11 protein-coding genes are annotated in these 19,291 nt (G+C 33.5%); 4 read left to right on the top strand and 7 right to left on the bottom strand.

What is annotated here, in order from left to right; translation table 11 throughout:
• Positions 1–45 precede the first annotated feature (45 nt).
• Positions 46–1,650 (top strand): class I SAM-dependent methyltransferase, encoded by a 1,605-nt coding sequence (locus JI750_RS07785; RefSeq protein WP_201999950.1) that lies wholly within the window; start codon positions 46–48, stop codon positions 1,648–1,650.
• 64 nt (positions 1,651–1,714) lie between these two features.
• On the opposite strand, the gene JI750_RS07780 is transcribed toward JI750_RS07785, so the two are convergent.
• The 5 genes from JI750_RS07780 to JI750_RS07760 all read right to left on the bottom strand — a co-directional run bounded on the left by JI750_RS07780 (position 1,715) and on the right by JI750_RS07760 (position 10,534).
• On the bottom strand, positions 1,715–3,532 hold the full coding sequence (locus JI750_RS07780; protein WP_201999947.1) for an alkaline phosphatase: 1,818 nt from the start codon (positions 3,530–3,532) through the stop codon (positions 1,715–1,717).
• 402 nt (positions 3,533–3,934) lie between these two features.
• Positions 3,935–5,470: a RagB/SusD family nutrient uptake outer membrane protein gene (locus JI750_RS07775; protein ID WP_201999945.1), complete on the bottom strand. Its 1,536-nt coding sequence runs from the start codon at positions 5,468–5,470 to the stop codon at positions 3,935–3,937.
• 19 nt (positions 5,471–5,489) lie between these two features.
• Positions 5,490–8,870, bottom strand: a complete 3,381-nt coding sequence (locus tag JI750_RS07770; protein WP_201999942.1) for a TonB-dependent receptor — start codon at positions 8,868–8,870, stop codon at positions 5,490–5,492.
• 72 nt (positions 8,871–8,942) lie between these two features.
• Positions 8,943–9,863 carry a FecR family protein gene (locus JI750_RS07765; RefSeq protein ID WP_201999939.1) on the bottom strand — a complete coding sequence of 307 codons (921 nt, stop codon included), beginning with the start codon at positions 9,861–9,863 and terminating at the stop codon, positions 8,943–8,945.
• A gap of 113 nt (positions 9,864–9,976) precedes the next feature.
• Positions 9,977–10,534, bottom strand: coding sequence for an RNA polymerase sigma-70 factor (locus JI750_RS07760; protein ID WP_095931264.1), 558 nt, complete (start codon positions 10,532–10,534; stop codon positions 9,977–9,979).
• Between the two features lie 469 nt (positions 10,535–11,003).
• Between JI750_RS07760 and JI750_RS07755 the strand changes: the two genes are divergently transcribed.
• On the top strand, positions 11,004–11,927 hold the full coding sequence (locus JI750_RS07755; RefSeq protein WP_201999936.1) for a bifunctional helix-turn-helix transcriptional regulator/GNAT family N-acetyltransferase: 924 nt from the start codon (positions 11,004–11,006) through the stop codon (positions 11,925–11,927).
• A gap of 208 nt (positions 11,928–12,135) precedes the next feature.
• Here the strand turns inward: JI750_RS07755 and JI750_RS07750 are convergent, their stop codons facing one another.
• Together JI750_RS07750 and JI750_RS07745 are read right to left on the bottom strand one after the other, a co-directional pair.
• The gene (locus JI750_RS07750) at positions 12,136–13,185 is read right to left on the bottom strand and encodes a hypothetical protein (RefSeq protein WP_201999933.1); all 1,050 of its coding nucleotides are present in this window, start codon (positions 13,183–13,185) and stop codon (positions 12,136–12,138) included.
• Between the two features lie 25 nt (positions 13,186–13,210).
• Complete coding sequence (locus JI750_RS07745; protein ID WP_201999930.1) at positions 13,211–17,188, bottom strand: hypothetical protein; 3,978 nt, start codon at positions 17,186–17,188, stop codon at positions 13,211–13,213.
• Positions 17,189–17,648: 460 nt separating this feature from the next.
• Between JI750_RS07745 and JI750_RS07740 the strand changes: the two genes are divergently transcribed.
• A complete protein-coding gene (locus JI750_RS07740) occupies positions 17,649–17,840 on the top strand; it encodes a hypothetical protein (RefSeq protein WP_201999927.1) in 192 nt (63 codons plus the stop codon).
• A gap of 63 nt (positions 17,841–17,903) precedes the next feature.
• Entirely contained in the window at positions 17,904–19,265 is a 1,362-nt protein-coding gene (locus JI750_RS07735; protein ID WP_201999925.1) for a hypothetical protein, read from the top strand.
• The last annotated feature ends 26 nt before the right edge of the window (positions 19,266–19,291 follow it).

The following is a 19,291-nucleotide window of genomic DNA, read 5'->3' as shown; positions in this document are numbered from 1 at the left end:
AAGAAAAAAATCACTATTTTTAAACTAATCTTCACTCTTTGTATTATGAACGATAAATCACAGCTTTTAGGTTCAATTTTCAGACATCTTGACGGATTAGTTACTGCTCCTGTAGCAGTTACATTCAAAAACAAATCAGTTTTAGAATTTATATTAAGCAAAGAAAAGCTAACATTATATGAGCTTACTACTACTTTTAAAGCCAACGAAGGCTATCTGAATGTGGGTTTGCGAGTTTTGGCTTCTCAGGGATTTCTGGATTATGACGTTGATAATAAAACGCAGGAAATCACGATTTCGGTAAACGAAAAAACAAAAACAGCATTTTCATTATTTTATCTCTACGAAGATGTTGTTGAATTGCTTCAGTTATCTATCCATTTTCATCCACGTTTATTTGAAGATACGCCGTTTGAAAAACTCAATATTATTTTTGAAAAATACAAAAAAAGGTATGGAATTGAACCTTCAGAAGACCCTCTGAAAAACAGTATCCAAGAACAGATTCTAAAACATATTGAAGGTTATTTGATTGGCCCGACCATTGTACGTTTGGCAATGAACGGAATGTTTCACAAGTATTTTATGGAAACTTCTTTCAGACCCGAAGAGTTTCATAAATCACCAGAAAATTTTAAAAAGATTTTAGACTTTTTTGTCCATCTGGGTTGGTTTCTGGAAAAAAACGGTAATTATCAATTTACCGAAGCAGGTTTATTTTTTGCTAAAAGAGCCAGCGCTTACGGCGTTACGGTTTCTTATCTGCCAACTTTTGCCAAAATCGAAGAATTGATTTTTGGAAATCCAGATATTTTAAGAACGGCTGAAGGTGAAAACGAACTTCATGTAGATCGTGAAATGAATGTTTGGGGAAGCGGTGGCGCTCATGATACTTATTTTAAAGTGGTTGATGAAATCCTGATCAAGCTTTTTAATCTTCCTATTGAAGAACAGCCAAAAGGAATTCTCGATATGGGTTGCGGAAATGGCGCTTTTCTACAACATATTTTTGAAGTAATCGACAGACAAACTTTAAGAGGAAAAATGCTCGACGAATATCCGCTGTTTATAGTTGGAGTTGATTATAACCAAACTGCTTTGAAAGTAACCAGAGCTAATCTTATCAATGCAGATATTTGGGCAAAAGTAATTTGGGGCGATATCGGACGTCCTGATTTACTTGCCAATGATTTGAAAGAAAATTATAATATTGATTTGAAAGATCTTCTCAATGTAAGAACGTTTCTAGATCATAACAGAATTTGGCAAGATCCGAAACAGATTAATGAAAATAGAGCTAGTACCTCAACTGGTGCATTTGCTTACAGAGGAAAAAGAATCAGCAATAATCTGGTTGAAGATAATCTTTTAGAACATTTACAAAAATGGTCACCATATGTACACAAATTTGGTCTGCTTCTGATTGAACTTCACACTATAAGTCCAAAACTTACTGCCAACAATTTAGGCAGAACTCCTGCAACAGCTTATGATGCTACTCACGGTTTTTCTGACCAATACATTGTTGAAATTGACGTTTTTAATGCAATTGCAGCTGAAGCAGGATTATTTCCAGACAAAGCAATTTTTAAACGTTTTCCTGATGCGGATACGGCAACGGTGAGCATTAATTTGTTAAAAGGAAAATAGTTCTGAAATAAAAAAGCCTCCAAATAGAGGCTTTTTTTATTGCATTTTATTAATCGAAAAGAAATTATTTCCCTCCAATCAACTCCATAATCTTATCATAAATTGCTGTATTCTGATAAACTCCCATGAATTTTTCTGAACCTGGACCGTAGGCAAAAACGGGAACTGGAATTGCGGTATGATCGTTTGTACTGAAACTTCCGTGAACATAACCTTTTTCAATACTTCCATTAATTAGAGACAATCCTCCTGTTTCGTGATCTGCGGTTACGATTAATAATGTCTCCGGATTTTTATCTACAAATTCCATTGCCTGGCCAACCAATTTGTCAAAATCAAGCATTTCCCTCACAACATATTCCACGTTATTTTGGTGTCCTCCGTAATCGATTTGAGCGCCTTCAGCCATTATAAAAAATGGATTCTTTGTTTTTGAAAAAGTAGTTGTCGCTTTCGCTAAAGATTTCGTTAGAAAATCTCCTCTCCCATTTTTCATAGAAACCACCGCTACGTCTTCTAAAACAACAAATTTGCTGTTTTTAATCGTATCTAAACTGGAGAATTTGTCTGAGAAAGTGTATCCTTTTTCGATTAAAGTTTTAGACAAATCTTTACCATCTTTTCTAGAAATAAATTCTTTCTGCCCTCCTCCTATCAAAATATCTGACGGATTCAAAAGAAAATCGTTCGCAATTGGTTCGCTTAAACTTCTTTCTGGCTGATGCGCATAAAATGCCGCCGGAGTCGCGTCTGTAATATTTCCGGCAGAAATAATGGTAGTTTTATAGTTTTTCTTTGCCAATTGTTCTGCAATTGTCTGAAGCGGTTTTCCTTGTTCATCAACACTTATAAAACGATTATTGGTTTTATGTCCTGTTGCCATTGCTGTTGCTCCTGCAGCAGAATCTGTAATATAACTATCAGAAGCTTTTGTAATCGAGAATCCCTGTGTAGGAATATTAAATAAACTCAATTGCCCTTTGTTTGCTGTATAACCAGAATAGATTTGCGCTAATCCCATTCCGTCTCCAATTAAGAGAATAACGTTTTTTGGACGCTTATTCTTAAAAACATTTTTAGGAACATAAGCTTGGTGAAATTCTGTATTCTGGTAAAATGTCGTTTTAATGTTATTTATAAATTGAGTCAGCTCGGGAACTTTATCCGTTCCGATGAAATCAACTTTTAAATTCATTAAAGTCATATACGTATTCACGTTGTCTTGCGTAGCCCAGAATCTTATCTTTTTGTTTTGATCGTGGACTTTTTTAATAATTGCCTGAATTTTTTCAGAATCTGGCTGCGTCAAAACACCTTTTCCGTTCCAAACTGTAATTTCATGTAAGTCTTCACTAATCATTTCAACTCTAGCCAATTGATCTGAAGTATAGTTTTCATTCAGTCTTCCGTCAAAATAAATAAAATCTGGATACTCTTTCCACAATGATGACAATGGCCTGTTTCCAGAAATAACCACTTTTATGTTTTTATTCGAAATAATATCTGGAAAAGTCTTTAACTGTTGCGTAATTGCCTTTAGAGTCGAATCGGCATCAGACTTAATATCAATCATTAAAATCAAAGGTTTATTGCTTGGATAAGCTTTACCTCCCAACGTTTTTAATTTAGCAGAAAGCGGTTCTAAATACAGACTTTTTAGTGTATTGTGAGTAGCAATTTCTTTAGAAGTGTGAGCCACAAACAACTCGTTATTCACTAAAAAAACATCGGCTTCTATAACTCCTGTTTCGTTAGAATAGGCACCATAAAATGGCAATTTACTTTCGTAATCGTTATGAGAATGAATGTTAGAAGAAGTGTATTCTTGCGCTTGGGCGAACAAGCAAAATTGAAGGCAAAAAAGGGTGATTATTTTTTTCATTGAAAATTATTTTTAATCTTTTAAAGCTGTAGGTAACTTTATTAGAATTTGGTTTATGCTATTTATTTTTTAACACATAGAAACATAGCTTTTCTTTATGTGTAAAGGCGTTTCACTTTTTTAAATCCACATAATAAAAAGTAATCTTGTCATTTCGACGAAGGAGACTCGAGCGATAGCGAACTGGCGCAGCAAATCTTCGTAAATAACTCGGCAAAGATTGGGGTTTTAGATTGCGGAGCTTCTTGTGAGGATTTCTCCTTCGTCGAAATGACAAGATTGTGTGAATGCGTACGACTTGCCATTCCTCGAAATAACAAACTTTACTCTGTTTTTTTACAACTGCAGCCCCTGACTAAGACTGCAGTATAAAAAACTAAAAAAACACAATGAAATTATAGATTACCAGCCTTGGTTTTGAGTCAAAGCTCCTTTACTTACTGCGATTTCATCTGGTGGTATTGGCCAAACGTGATGAATTGCTGGGTTAAAATTACGTGCTGGATAAATGACGCTTCCGTCATAATGGTGCAATGGTTTCGCATAAGTTTCTTTTGCATCTCCCCAACGCACTAAATCAAAATGACGGTCTGTCCACTCTCCTGCTAATTCACATCTTCTTTCTCTTTTTAAATCGACCATTGTCGCACCAGAAATATCTGCAAGACCTGCACGGTGACGAATCATATTGATTTCTGTATCTGCATTTTGCCCTTTCATTAATTTCGCTTCCGCCAACATCAAAATGACATCTGCATAACGTAAAAGAGGCACATTTAAAGCTGTTGAAGGTTTGTCTCCGTTTGCATTGACATAACGAATATCAACTCCGCCCGAAGTTGTTTTTGGATAACTGAACGGCTCCATATATTTTTTAAACTGATAACCCGTTCTGTTACTTGAACTTACTATATGATTTCCTTCATTAAAAGTTACTGTTTCTCCAAAATAAACAAATTTGTCTCCTTTTTGTAAAATCGTAGCGCTTCGTCTTTTATCGTTGGCAGCGTAAGTATCAAATAATTCTTTTGTTGGATAAAAATTTCCCCATCCGTTGTAAACTCCCCAACCTTTATCTTCTAAACAAACTCCAGGAAAAATAGAACCTAAAGAAGTGTTTTCTGCACTTGAAGTTACCGACCAAATATATTCTGAAGACCAGTTGTTGCTGATTTTAAATACATCTTCAAAATTGTCTAATAATTTGTGTTTTCCACTAGCCACGATCATGTTTGCATATTTGATGGCGTTGTCCCAATCTTTTGCATACAAATAGGTACGAACCAAATAAGCCCAAGCCGCAGTTTTGTGCGCACGTCCGTAATTGTCTGGCGTAAGCTGATCAAAATAAGGCAACAAATCTGCCGCTTTGATTAAATCTGCTTCAATATAAGCGTAATTTTCGGCTACATTTTTAGCACGAGGCACAAAAACATTTGTTGGATCTTCTCTATCTTGAATCGGAATTCCAGCGCGATCGTCTCCATAGTGGTACGCTAATTCTAAATGCATTACAGCATGGTTAAAATAAGCTTCTCCCAACATTCCGTTTCTTGTACTTTCGTCTAATGCAATCTTTGGAATATTTCGAATCACGTCGTTACAACGTTTCATAATTTCGTAGTGAATTCTCCAAATATCCTTAGTATCCGATTCTGATCCGTCTACAATAAAATTTTTGATTCTTTCTGCATTTTGTCTTGGTTTTGTTCCAATATCATCGCTGGCATTATTTAGCCAGAAGAAACCACGACCGTACATATTATCATCAGAATATAAAGCATAAATTGCATTTACTCCCGCTTTTGCATCTGCTGGCGTTTTCCAGAAATTTCCGCTTGACGGAGCTCCTTGTGGCACAACATCAAGTTCACTTTCGCAAGCCGAAGTGCTTACCAAAAGCACGAAACTCAATAATAAAAGACTTATTTTTTTCATTTTAATTGTTTTTTATTTTTTAAAAAGTTGCGTTAACACCTGTCATGTAAATACGAGAAAGCGGATAACGCCCTAAATCCATTCCGAAGTTTTTAAGTCCAACTTCAGGATCCATTCCAGAATATTTTGTGATTGTAAATAAGTTTTGTCCCGAAATAAAGAATCTCAGTTTCGCTTTTCCGTTCAACCAGCTTTCTTTAACGGTATAACCAATCGAAACGTTTTTCAATCTTAAGAAAGAAGCGTCTTCAATAAAAAGATTAGAAATACGACCGAAGTTATTATTGTTATCTGTTGATGAAAGAACTGGAACATTTGTATCCGTATTGGTTGGAGTCCAAGCATCTTTAGATTCAGACAATAAGTTATAACCTGGGAAAGAAGCATTTAAACCTGTATGTTTTACAGCATTGAAAACGCTATTTCCTGCAGCTCCGTTAAAAAAGATATTCATATCAAATCCTTTGTATCTGAAATTGGCATTCAAACTGTACGTTGTTTTTGGGAAAGGACTTCCTAACACTACTCTATCGCTATTGTTGATTACGCCGTCTCCATTTTCATCTTTAAATTTAATATCTCCAGCAACTGCATTTGGCTGATACATTACACCATCTTTGTTTACATACGCTTTCACCTCATCATTACTTTGAAATAATCCGTTTGTCTGATATCCGTAGAAAGCTCCAACTGGACTTCCAACTTGATAAATATTAGCTAATGGTAAACTACGAACTCTGCTTAAACCAAGTGGTTCTAATGAATTCAAATCGTCTTTAATAGAAACAATTCTATTGCTTAAAAATCCAGCGTTTGCCGTAACATCAAATTTAAATTCTCCGCGAGTTTTTTGGTAGGTTAAACTCACCTCGATTCCTTTATTTTCAACATCTCCCGAGTTTACAATTCTTCCTTGTGGTGTTCCAGAAACTCCAGGCAATTGGTCACGAACCAACATGTCTTTGTTTTTCTTTACATAAGCATCAACAGATCCTACTAAACTATTATTTAGCATCGTGAAGTCTAAACCAATATTAGTCTGTTCAGAGCTTTCCCATTTTAAATTCGGGTTTGACAATTCGCTTTCAGCATAACCATAATTAATTGATGGCACTGCTCCAATTAAAGCTTGAGTTTGAACTAAAGGCACACTAAATTGATATGGCCCAAGGTTTCCTAAGTTTCCAATTTGTCCCCAACTTGCACGAAGTTTTAAATTGCTGATGATTGGTTCAATACCTTTCATGAAATTTTCTTCAGAAATTAACCAACCTGCAGAAACAGAAGGATACACTTTCCAGCGGTTATTTTCTAATAATTTTGAAGTTCCGTCGCGACGAACAATTCCAGAGATTAAATATTTCTGACTGAAATCGTAATTGATTCTCCCTACATAAGAAGAAATAATTTCATCTGATCTTCCTGCTGCCGTCTGCTGAATCAATTTTGCATTCAATAAATAACGCTGCGATGGATCTTCGTTATCAAAACCAGTTCCTTCAACAGTATAAAAATCTCTTTTAGTTTCTTGATACGTATATCCAGCCAAAGCTTTCAAATTATGTTTTCCAAATGATTTCTCATAAGAAATAGTCTGCTCGCTCAATAAATCTGTAGTAGTTATGTTTTTTAGCGTCAATCTGTTAAAATCAAAGATCTTTCCTGGCTCTGTAACTTTTACTGTAAAGTCCGATGCATTATCTTGAATTCTGGTGTAACCCCAGTTCGATTTTACTTTTAAACCTGGAACAATTTCCCATTCTGCATAAGGATTGATCAAAATTGTTGAAATAGGATTTTTATTGTCTAATCTTTTTAAATACGCTACGGGATTGATAACGTCTCCATAAGAACCAATATATTTTTCTGGAACACCACCAAACTGACCTGAACCATCTTCTCTGTAAATCGTTGCATTTGGCGGATACAAAATCGCAGCTTGAATTGCTCCTGTATACGAACTTGACGTATTAGCAGTCTGACCATCAGTCAAAGAGTATGAAATATTTTCTCCAATTGTGAAATTGTCAGCCAATTTAAAAGAAGAATTTGCTCTTACCGTATAACGTTCTCCATAAGTATTTAGCAAAATACCTTCGTTTTTTCTATAACTTCCAGAAAGAAAGAAATTAGATTTTTCTGTTTTTCCGTTAACAGAAAGCGACAAATCTTGAATTTCTCCTGTACGGAAAATTTCATCCATCCAGTTTGTTTTTGTTGTTCTTGCTGTTGGTTCAAATGCAGGATCGAAAGCAGGAATTCTCGGCAAACCTGCATTATCTCTTGCAAGATTCATTGCATCAGCATACTCTGCAGCATTTAAAACTTCTAATTTTTTCGCTACATTCTGAAAACCTCCTTGATAGTTTACATTTACATTAATTTTATCTGAAACTCCTTTTTTAGAAGTAATTAAAATTACTCCACCAGAAGCTCTTGCCCCATAAATTGCAGCAGAAGCCGCATCTTTTAAAACGTTTATCGATGCAATATCATTTGGATTTATAGTGTTTAATGATCCGCTGTATATGATTCCGTCCAAAACGATTAAAGGCGTTTCAGCATTCAAAGATCCAATACCACGAATGTTGATTGTTGGCGATGCAGTCGGATCACCACCATCATTAATTACGGTAACTCCGGCAACTGTTCCTTGCAGTAATTCGGCAGCGTTGTTGTATGTTCTGCTAGAAGTTTCTTTCATGGAAACAGAACCAACAGCTCCTAAAACTTCATTCTTTTTTACACTTCCGTACCCCATTACCACAACTTCTTGAAGCTGTTTTACGTCAGCTGCTAATTTTACCGTGATGTTTTGCGAACTAGTAACTTTCACTTCTTGCGTTATATAACCCACGTAAGAAAAAACAAGTGTCGCTTCTGAAGCGTTTATTTCTAATTTGAATGTTCCGTCAAAATCTGTTGCTGTTGCTGCATCTGAACCTTTATCTTTAATTCCAACTCCTGGCAAAGGCATATTATCGTCTCCGCCAAAAACAGTTCCCGAAACAATAATTTTATTTTGATCGGCAGAAGCAACTTTCTGATTTTTCTTGATTACAATATTGTTGCTCACAATCTCATATCGAAGCGCATTTCCGCAAATTTTATCCAGCGCTTGTTCTAATGTTACATTATTCAGTTTTAAACTTAATTTCTGATTGGCATTTACTTGGCTGCTTTCGTACATAAAATGCACATCAACCTGATTTTCAATTTTTTGAAATATATTTTTTATACTCTCATTGTCAACTTTTAAAGTCACTCTTTTGTTAATGTCAACATTCCCGGCTTTTACTGTTAGTGCAGCAAAAAACAAAGTCATAAACAGGAATAATTTTGTTCCTATTGTCCTTATGCTCTGCCATTTTGCGGCATACCGCATTTGTTTTTCATTCATAGTTTTTAGATTTAGTGTAATTGTTTTGTTTATTAGTTTGCTACGTAGTTTTTATTTTTATTGTTTAAAGAATTACTCGATTTTGTAAACCCCTGAGTCCATTTTGTATTGGGCATTGATTATATTACATACCAATCCAATTACCTGATCGGCAGGCAGTTCTTTAAAATAGGCGCTAATCTTTAAATCGTTTAAATTCTTGTTTTTGACTTCAATCGCAACATTGTAATTACGATTGATTGTGGCTACAACTTCAGAAAGAGGTGTTTCTTCAAAAACCATAATATTTTTTCGCCACAGCGAAATAGTATTTACTGGAATATCTTTAAAAGCCTGAAGCTTATTGTCTTGAGATTTAAAAACCACTTTCTGTCCTGGAGTTACATACACATTTTCTTCTGTCACAGTCGATTTTACATTTACTCTTCCTGTAGCAACCGAAACTTCTTGCGTAGTTTGATCTGGATACGCTTGAACATTAAAACTGGTTCCGAGAACTTTGGTATCCATTTTATTGGTATGAATGATAAACGGATGCTTTTTGTCTTTGGCTACATCAAAAAAAGCTTCGCCACTTAAATACACTTCTCTGGTATCTCCTTTAAATTCTTTTGGGTATTTAAGTACACTTCCTGCATTTAGCCAGATTTGTGTTCCGTCACTTAATTCTATTTTAGCATGCTCTCCTAGTTTTACTGCAAATTGTTTGCTTTCGACTGCATTTGATGTTTGATAAAAAAACACCGATAATCCGATTAACAAAACCAATGAAGCCGCAATAGCCCAGTTTTTGTATGGAAGGGCAATAACTTTATGAGCATTCTTTATTTGTCTTAATTCCTTTTTAAGTTTGGAACGGTCTGATTGAACCATTTCCATATTATCAAAAAAATCATCTGTACGATCGTACCATTTATTCCACATTTCTTGTCCTTTCGGAGAATACTTTCCTTCTAAAAAATTTTTGATTTCGTTATTTGAATTTTCAGGCATTATAATTTCTTTATGTCTTTAATAGTATGTCTTGGGAATTGTAATTTTAGGTAGGCGCAAAAGGTTACGCTTCTGTTAAGAAAAAAGCTGAGTTCTTAATCTGAAGTTTACTTTTAATTGAATTCGCCCAAATAAGTGCGCATGAACTTCAGCGAATATGTAATATGGTATTTTACGGTTTCGATTGAGACGTTTAATTCTTCAGCGATTTCTTTATTGGTGTAATGTTTTACGCGGCTAAGAATGAAAACCTCTTTTGATTTTTTAGGAAGTAACGATGCCGCTTCATCAACCGCTTTTTTCAACTCGTCATAATAAATAGAATCCTCGATCGCATTATAACTGGTTTGCGAAACAGTATTTTTATCTAAAACTTCCTGAATGTATTGGTCAGTAACCTCATGTGATTTGATGTAATCTAAAGTCATGTAGCGAACCGAAGTGTAGATGTAGGCCGCAAAACTTTTTTGGATCACAATTGTTTTGCGTCTTTCCCAAATAGTGGTAAAAACTTCCTGCACAATTTCTTCTGAAATGGCAATCGATTTCATTCGGAGATATACGAATCGAACTAACAGATCTCGATATCTAAAATAAAGTTCATCAAAAGCTTTATCCTTGCCCGATTTTAATAATTCGACAAGTTCTTCGTCTGTAAACTTCTTATACATGATTCATTATTTTATGATTAATCAAATGAAAAGCGTGAGCCAAAACACTTTTTCTGATTTCGTTTTGATAATGATCCTGCTGTTTAAAAATTGGCATATACAAAGTATTGGGTTCTTCTTATATGTCTCCAAAATTAAACCTAGGGGTAGGTTGATTAGGTTACGTTTACATTAATAAAACCCCTGTAAAACGAAACATATTATTAACATTTGAAGTCGAAAATTAGCCACGAAATAAAGCTTTACAGCATTTGGAGCAAAAACTCAGAAACTTTGTCTGAGATAAACAGTCTTTCTCTTATAAAAAGCAGAATTGGAGCGAAAAAGTGCTTAACAAATAATTAATAGGAATGCCTTAAAATGAGTTTTATTCTATTGAAAATTCTTTTCAAAAAAATCAAAAATCAAAACTAGTTGACAAAAGCAACTAATTTTATATATTTGTACCTCAACAATACAATTTCAAATCATGACTAGTACGACTTCAAAAATTAGAAGTTTCAATAGATTTTATACTGCGCATTTAGATATTTTAAGTCAGCATTATTTAGACAGCGAATATTCTTTGACTGAAATACGAATCCTTTATGAAATCAGCGAAAGCAAAACTATAACAGCTCAAAAAATCACTGAAATTTTAAATCTGGATAAAGGATATTTAAGCCGAATTTTAAAACGTTTTTTAAAGGAAAATTTAATTGTGAAAATCGCTTCAGAAGAAGACAAACGCGCTTTAAACATTAAACTGACCGATTCTGGCAATGAATTATTAAGTGTTTTAAATACTAAATCTGAAAACAAGATTGAAGGTAAAATTGAGAATCTGAATTCTTCGCAAAAAGAAATTTTGGTTGATGCAATGAAAACGGTTAGAAACCTGCTGACAGAAAATAAAATAGCTCGAGAAGCTATTACGTATCGTCATGAAATTACGCCTGGAGATGTTGGCTATATTATTCATTTACACGGCACGATTTATTGCAAAGAATACAATTTTTCGACCGATTTTGAAAAGTATGTCATCAAGACTTTTTACGATTTCTTAGAAAAATATTCCCCAGAAAATGACCGAATTTGGATGGCCCAATACAACAACAAAATTGTAGGTTGTGTTGCAATCGTACATCAATCCAACGAAGAAGCGCAATTGAGATGGTTTCTTCTAGATCCTGCTTTTAGAGGTCTTGGAATTGGTAAAAGATTATTGACTGATGCTGTAGATTTTTGCAAAGAGAAAAATTTCAAAAATGTTTTTCTGCTTACCACAAACATGCAAGACAAAGCGCTTCAAATGTATAAAATGATGGGATTCGAGCTCACAAAATCGGAACAAGTTCAAGAATGGGGAAAAACGTTTTATGAGGAGCGATATGATTTGAGGTTTATTGAATGATAGGGCATTGATTATCAATACAAAAGATTCCTTTTCTTTCTAGAAAATCGTGTTGAAAGCTTTGGGTTCTAGTTTTCACCTTAGTTTGTTTTTACAAAAAAGCCTGCAAACTCAATGTTTATAGGCTTTTTTGCTTGAAATCTTAATTACTTTTAAAATTTGTTTAATGCAGCTAATAGTTGAAATCTATCATAATTTTTTTATTTCCTTAAGGCTTATTTATCGAAAGGTATCCACTAAATGCAATACCTTCTTTGGTTTCCCCTTCTTTATCTTGGTAAATTACATTTACCAAACTACCTTTTTTACCATCTATATAAAAATAATCATCAGACCCACCTTTCATTTCAACTCGTTCTCCCTTAGGTATTTTTACAATCAGAAATTCTTCCTTTCCAAAACAATCGCTTTCTTGTGAGTTGTCATACAATTCTAATCCATTTGATGATGTGACAAATCTTTCTTCGTCTAAATGAGGATTTATGACTTGTATTCTTTCTATTTCTTTTAGGTCTACGTATTTTAAACCTTCTTTCTTTATGGAAACTTTAGCAAAATATTTAAATGAATTTCCATCTTTTTTTATTTTAATATCTCTTAAATAATTAAAAGGTATACTTGAAGAAATTACTTTAAAACGACCTGTATCATTTGTTTCATATACTTTTAAAGAATCTTGACCTGCATACAAATCCTCCTTATTATTTTTAATATCATACAAAGATTTAGGCATTTTTTCCAGAGGGAAATTTATTTTACTTAGTACAATATCTAGAGATAAAAGACTGCTAAAATATCCCTTAGATGGATCTTCAGTGCTCTTAAAGTAATTTTCAAGTTTTTTCCCATCTGGAGATACGTAACTAAAAATGTAGGTGTTTCTATAAAAATTATAGTACTCTTCATATTTTCTTGGATAATCTGAACCGTTATTGACTTCTAAAGTGTCATTGATCGTAACAGTAGCATCCAAAATATTATTTTTATTAATATGATATCCGTATCTCACATAACCCGAAGGAGTATCTCCACCAAAACTTTCATTAAAAACTTTGATCTCAACTCTATTTAATTGATTATCAATATAGAACAAATTTAAAGTGTCTGTTTTTTGTTGTAGAGCAGAACTTTGCTTTTTGTTGTAAGAAGTAAAATACTCCCCTTTTTCTAATTCATTACCTACTTTGCTTTCGGTTACTGTTTCTTTCTTTTTACAAGAAAGAAACAGTACAGCTATTATTAAAATTATTTTTTTCATTATTTAAAATATTTAAGCGAATATACTAAAATTGAATATGAATATGATTCCAGTGATCCGATTTTGGAATTAATTTCTCTCCATTTCTAAGTCTTTTTCTTCTTTCTTCTGTAGTAGTTCTATCTGCACGAGTAGCAGAATAATACGGATGATAAACATTTACAGCCCCCATTTCTTTAACAGCTTTAGTTAATTCTACATAAAATTCTTCAGTATAGTTTTTATCGTCGACATGCTTACCGTCAATTGTGTTAATATCTATAGCTGTTCCTTTATAATGCTGACTACCTGAAGAGTGAGAGGCACCTGCAAGCTCTTGAACATTAAATTTATATTTTTTGCTTAATTCATGAAGAACATATAGCACTCCAACAGAAAGTTTAACCTGTTTACCTCTTGCATGTCCATATTCACTTGTATACACTTTATTTCCTTCAGAAGCATCTTTGATATTATCATCTGCATTAGCTCTGTCATTTGTAGATAAATATGGATGAATTGAACTAAATGTAATTCTCTTTTCTTTTATTATTTTGTCTGCTAAAACAACGTCCAAGTTTCTAGTTTCATCAATTTCTATTGCATACATTTTCCCAAGGTGAATCGATTGCTTTATTCTAGGTGTCAATTCATTTTTTGTTAGTTTTTCATCTTTTTTCCCTTTAATTATCTGGTGTTGTTTTTCATCCCAATATTCTCCATCTGCACTCCTGTTATCATGATAATTTTTAGGACTCAATGCCTTATCATAAAGAACTTCATTTCCATCTTTTCCTACGCCAATTGGTGCAAAAATTGCCATGTACATATCTTCAGCATTATCAATAACTCTTTTATAACGCTCTATATGCATTTTAAAATATAGCTTAACAAAATCTAACTGTCTAATCTCTGTCATATCTCTTAAATCAGATCTAGTTAGCAGTTTGTCTTTGTAATCAGGACCAGTATACTTTATTCCATTTTGTACTCTATTCATTTCACTTATAGCAGTTCCAGTAAATTGTATCAACCCTGTCGCTTCTGGATAACCCACACTTGAGGTAAATTTTCCTTTGGTTTCCACATTCATACAAATCATTAAATGGTTTGCCATTCTCAGTTTATTTTCTTCTCCCCAAAGTTCTTTACATATCTGAACCACTTTTTTACGGAATTCTGGAGTAACTTTTGCTCCCCACATAATGCCAGATCCATTATTAGTAATTACTGAATTACCATTTTTCACTTTTGTATCATTACTCAAAACAGCATTCAATCCATTCTCAGAATAAAGTTTTGATTCTACCCCTACCATCGCGATATAAAACATATCCATTACACCTTGCATAAAATTTATTTCCTGCCATTTTTCATTCAAAGTAAAATCAATTGTTGCAGTTCCTTCGTTATCTACAATAACTTTTACACTATGTTTAGGATAGCGGAAATCCTTATAAACTTTTAATACTACTTCCTTCCCTACCATATTTAAAGTTTTAACCACTCCTGTTACTTTTGATCCATATGGCACTTGTGTAAAAGGAGAAACTCGGTTTCCTTCATAAACAAAATATGCATCTGTTATTTTAGCAGCGGTAATGACATTTAATAATGCATCATCATACACATTGCTGTCTTTCTTAAAAGGGTATGATTTTCCATTTTTTATTCCTTCAAGCTCAAATCTAATTTTGGCTGTTTTGCCTTTCTGAATTCCGAAATGCTTTTGTAAGACGTTATCAAATTTTAATTTTTTGTTTATTTCTCCATTTTCGTCTGTTTTGGTGTCATTGTAATAATTAACCTCTCTACTATCATTTAAAAAGAATTTAATTCTTACCGGCTGATTTCCATAGCCTGGAATACTTGCTTTTATAGTATTCATTTCTCCCGCAAAACCAGAGGTTTTCTTTGTACTTCCATCGGTGTAAGTCCAAGAAGCCTCAGTTACTTTTGGATATTTGACATATATTTTTTTGATTATTTTTGATTTCAAACCTTTCATAATATTGCTGTACGCCTCAACAATAAATACACCTTCTTTTTTAGGAATTGGAAAAACAAACGTTTCTCCTTTAGCGAGATATTGTTTCCCCGCTTCATTATTTTCTATTTGCAGTTTAAAACCATCTGGTATATAAGTTTTGCCATTTTCTTCATAAACCAACCATTTTACATTTTCTCTTTCTTGCGAAGTAGCTTCAATTTTAAAGCTTTTGGCAGCAAATATGGCATCTCGGCTTGTTTCATTCCAAAAATAAACATCATTGCTAATATCAGCTTGCGTGAGGATTTCTATACTGTCAACAGAGTTTTTAATCGCGCTAAATGTTTGATTCTGAATTAGACCATATTGATCTTTACTGGCAATTTTAATAGCATATTCTCCAAAATTTTGCATCGCTAGCTTAACAATTCCTGTCGAATCAAGCTCTTGTTCCTTCGAAACTACAGTTGCTTTATCTTCATTTGTGTATACTACTTGATAATAAAGTTTTACTGGATTTAGAGTTTTTATTTGTGGATTTTTTAAAGATACTCTGAACAAGTGCTCTTCTACAGAAGTTCTTCCCAATTTATTTTTGATGCTTACAGGTGGCGTAATTACAATTTCTTGAGCAATTATACTTAGTTTTATAAATGCCGATGTACTCGCTGTTGCCTTTTTATTTGCGCCAGGTCTTGATCCGTATGCTTCTACAATATAAGTTCCTGGAGCATCAAAGTTGTAAGTAAAAGATGTACCCTTATCTATAAATTCTGTTCCTAATTTTTTTAAATCTTTGTAAATAATCCAATTGATGTTTTCTTTTTTATTTTTTCCTTCTTTTAATAAGGTTTCATCAAGTAAAAATTCCAAACTTTCGCCTACAATAAATGAAGTTTCAGTACTATTTTTAATTTTTACTGCTCCAGATTTTACAGAACTTCCAGGAACATCAACGTTATTACTTCTTTTTAGAAATACATAAACATCTTCTTTTCCAATATTCGCATAAGGATTGCTTAAATTAGGATATATTTTCGTTTTTGTTGTTATCGTAATAGAATTAGGTAAAGCATCAAGTCCTTCAACTTCTTTTAGTAATAAAAATAATTCGTCATATTGCGCAAAAAGATTAGCAACATTTGTTTTATCATCTGCCAATTTGTTTTTGATTATTCCCCAACGGATTTTATTTTCTTTTGAAATAGCACCTTTCAATATATTAGCATTAATTGCTTCAATCATTTTTTCACGAACTATTTCCCAATTAAAGTTTTTGATTTCAATTGACGATAATCCTAAATTTTTCAATGCTTTATACATTTCTGCAAAAGGCAGTTCATTTTCAAAATCAGTTATCTTTGCTTCTCCATCAAAAGCTTTATCGATACGAGTCCAATATGTAATCATCTCTGTATCATTTGCCTTCGTCGCCTCTTCCAATTTCTTTTTGATTTCGGCTTTTACCGCTTCTATTGTTGGCTCATTACTATTTGCATGAAATGCTTGTGGAACTGATAACACCGCTTGTGACGCGACATTGGAATAAACTTGCGACGATAATTCGCTATTTAAATCATTTTCTACTCCCAAAATCGGAGAAGTAGTGCTAACTGATGCAGAAGAACCGAAAATTGTTCCTCCTATAGTATCAATAACGCCTTCTCCGATTGGAGCGCTAAAAGTTGATGTTGTTGTTAAAGAAGCTTTTTCGATGAATTTCGATCCATTATTAGTTGTATTTTCTATAGCTTTCCCTGAAACCGAAGGAGTATTGCTAACTGATTGTGCTGCTTCTTTGTTTTTAGCAAATGTTTCAGTAGCGCCGCCTTCGGTTGAGAAATTAGAAACGTTTAAACTGGCATTTTTATCTTGTTGCTCCTGCCATAATTGGGCTATGTCTTTTTGCTGGCTCAATTCGTTTGAAACTTTAGCCAACTCTTTGATAATAGTTTCGGTTAAGTGTTCTGAGTTTTGAATTTCAGCACTATTTTGTATGGAAAGATTGAAATTGTGAATTGTATTTTTACTCATCGCTTTGGTATTTTTTCAGGGTGTAAAAGTACCATCAACATTTATCATTTCTAAATTTTAAACCACTTGTATTCAGTAGTTTCAGCAAATTCTATTTCTACTGAAACTACTGAAAACAGAGCTCTTTTTTTTGCTCATTTTCTACTCTTCTGACTTACTTTTACACCCTCAAATTATCCAATGGAGCCATGTCTCTGAACAGTATTTATCTGTCAGTGCTCCAATATTATTTTCTTCAAAAAGAGCAATTACAACTTTATTTATTAATCAATTTAAACGATAACCATTATGGATTACAGATTCGCATTTGGCATTAGTAAAATGCCTAAAATACCCGATAAGAACTTCCTTTTTTATCAATCAAAATTTTCCTGAAATTTTCTTTGCAAAATTTAATTTTCACTTATAAGAACGAAAGCACATTCTTCAAAAACCATAAACAAACTAAAAACTTACACAGATGAATCAGAAAACTATTGCCGTACTAGCTAGCATTTTAATTGTAATAACTGGAATTATTGATACAAAATTTGATCTTTTACAACAAGCAGGACTTTCATTGATCACAATTAATCGGATCAAATTGATTGGTTTGTTTTTATCGGCCGTATTGCCGAGCATTACTCCTTTATTTTCAAAAAAGGAGAACTAATTTCTAAAGAAAAGGAGAAAAGTATCACATTAAAACACACTACTTTTTTTAAAATCCAAAAAAATGAAAGAAAACGCACAATCTAATAAAAATGTTCCATCATCAAGCACTCAACATATCAATAAACCTTTAAAATTAAATACCGTAAACAAAGGAGAACCGACTGACAATATTTTGGTTCATAGCATTGATAATGAAGTAAAATCTATTTCAAGAAACGAATTCGGAGGAGGACCGCAAAATTTGGATCAGGTACTTGAGAATGGCCATATGACTACTAATCGCATATTGTTTAATGATACCTATTACAATTGGTTAGAAACAGAAATAAATTCTAGGTACATTCGGTTAACTGATAATAATGCAGACATGTTGGTAGGTATCGATTCTGCAGGAGTAAGTACTAGAGAAGGAGATCAGCAGACAACATTAAATCCTCAGGGCATCTTTTTTAATACCGATGGAATCGAAGCCTATCTACGAAACAACAGATCATCTGTAGTAAATGGTGTAATTAACTTACCAATTACTGACGGTAAAGAAATAACATTGGCTACTACCGATGATTTCAAAGGCTTAGAGTCGACACTCGCCGCACAAAATCATGCCAATTATCCAATAATACTTTCCGATTATTACGTTAGTCCAGAATATTATCAAGGACTAAAACTTTTTGCATCTACGGGAAATACTTTTCTACAAAACCATTATTCAGGAAGAATTACAGGCTTCGTAGAATTAAAACCAGGAAATTTAGGATTAATACAACATGCAACAGATGGCACTAGTGGCAGTGCTTCTATAGAAGTATATGGAGGTGGCTATGGCAATCTTCCTGAGATTTCCTTTAGAAAATATGTAGATGGTATTTTTTCTCTTTGCACGGCTCAAGCGGGTGATCCATTAAAATTAGATGATTTAACAACAAAACGATATGTTGATGCTCAAACAAATGGGAAAGCACCAATCGATTCTCCAATTTTTACAGGAACTCCCTCTGTACCAACTGCTGGACCAACCACTAATAATACCCAAATAGCATCTACAGCTTTTGTAAACAATGCTATTGCTAATTCATCTCAAAATTTAAAACCTTACAAAGTATGGACAGCTGTAATTAGCCAAGCTTATACTGATGCGCCAATAATAAATGCAGTATTTCAAAACGATTTTGGAGGAACCGTTGTAGCATCTAGAGTAGATGTAGGCACCTATAGATTTACATTGGGAGGAGCATTTAAGGGTAATTTTCTTTCTCCTCAAAATGGAACTCTTGTTTATCAAAGTTGCTGTGATTCTTATGGCGCAATGAGTGTTCAGAAAATAAATGACAATCAGATTGAAGTACGAACTACGTTAGTAACCATGGATCAGCAAGACCAATTACTTGGAGAAAACATGATTGAATTTAGAATCTATAATTGATCAAACTGATGTGATTAAATCCATCA

This window comes from Flavobacterium tagetis, from assembly GCF_016735615.1.
Lineage (GTDB): Bacteria > Bacteroidota > Bacteroidia > Flavobacteriales > Flavobacteriaceae > Flavobacterium > Flavobacterium tagetis.
The sequence above is the reverse complement of the archived record's forward strand: the minus strand, read 5'-3'. Positions and strand labels throughout refer to the sequence as shown.

What these genes read in the sequence shown, in the direction of transcription:
- JI750_RS07785 (WP_201999950.1), top strand. Translation starts at nt 46, where the DNA reads ATGAACGATAAATCACAGCTTTTAGGTTCAATTTTCAGACATCTTGAC.
- JI750_RS07780 (WP_201999947.1), bottom strand. Translation starts at nt 3,532, where the DNA reads ATGAAAAAAATAATCACCCTTTTTTGCCTTCAATTTTGCTTGTTCGCC.
- JI750_RS07775 (WP_201999945.1), bottom strand. Translation starts at nt 5,470, where the DNA reads ATGAAAAAAATAAGTCTTTTATTATTGAGTTTCGTGCTTTTGGTAAGC.
- JI750_RS07770 (WP_201999942.1), bottom strand. Translation starts at nt 8,870, where the DNA reads ATGAATGAAAAACAAATGCGGTATGCCGCAAAATGGCAGAGCATAAGG.
- JI750_RS07765 (WP_201999939.1), bottom strand. Translation starts at nt 9,863, where the DNA reads ATGCCTGAAAATTCAAATAACGAAATCAAAAATTTTTTAGAAGGAAAG.
- JI750_RS07760 (WP_095931264.1), bottom strand. Translation starts at nt 10,534, where the DNA reads ATGTATAAGAAGTTTACAGACGAAGAACTTGTCGAATTATTAAAATCG.
- JI750_RS07755 (WP_201999936.1), top strand. Translation starts at nt 11,004, where the DNA reads ATGACTAGTACGACTTCAAAAATTAGAAGTTTCAATAGATTTTATACT.
- JI750_RS07750 (WP_201999933.1), bottom strand. Translation starts at nt 13,185, where the DNA reads ATGAAAAAAATAATTTTAATAATAGCTGTACTGTTTCTTTCTTGTAAA.
- JI750_RS07745 (WP_201999930.1), bottom strand. Translation starts at nt 17,188, where the DNA reads ATGAGTAAAAATACAATTCACAATTTCAATCTTTCCATACAAAATAGT.
- JI750_RS07740 (WP_201999927.1), top strand. Translation starts at nt 17,649, where the DNA reads ATGAATCAGAAAACTATTGCCGTACTAGCTAGCATTTTAATTGTAATA.
- JI750_RS07735 (WP_201999925.1), top strand. Translation starts at nt 17,904, where the DNA reads ATGAAAGAAAACGCACAATCTAATAAAAATGTTCCATCATCAAGCACT.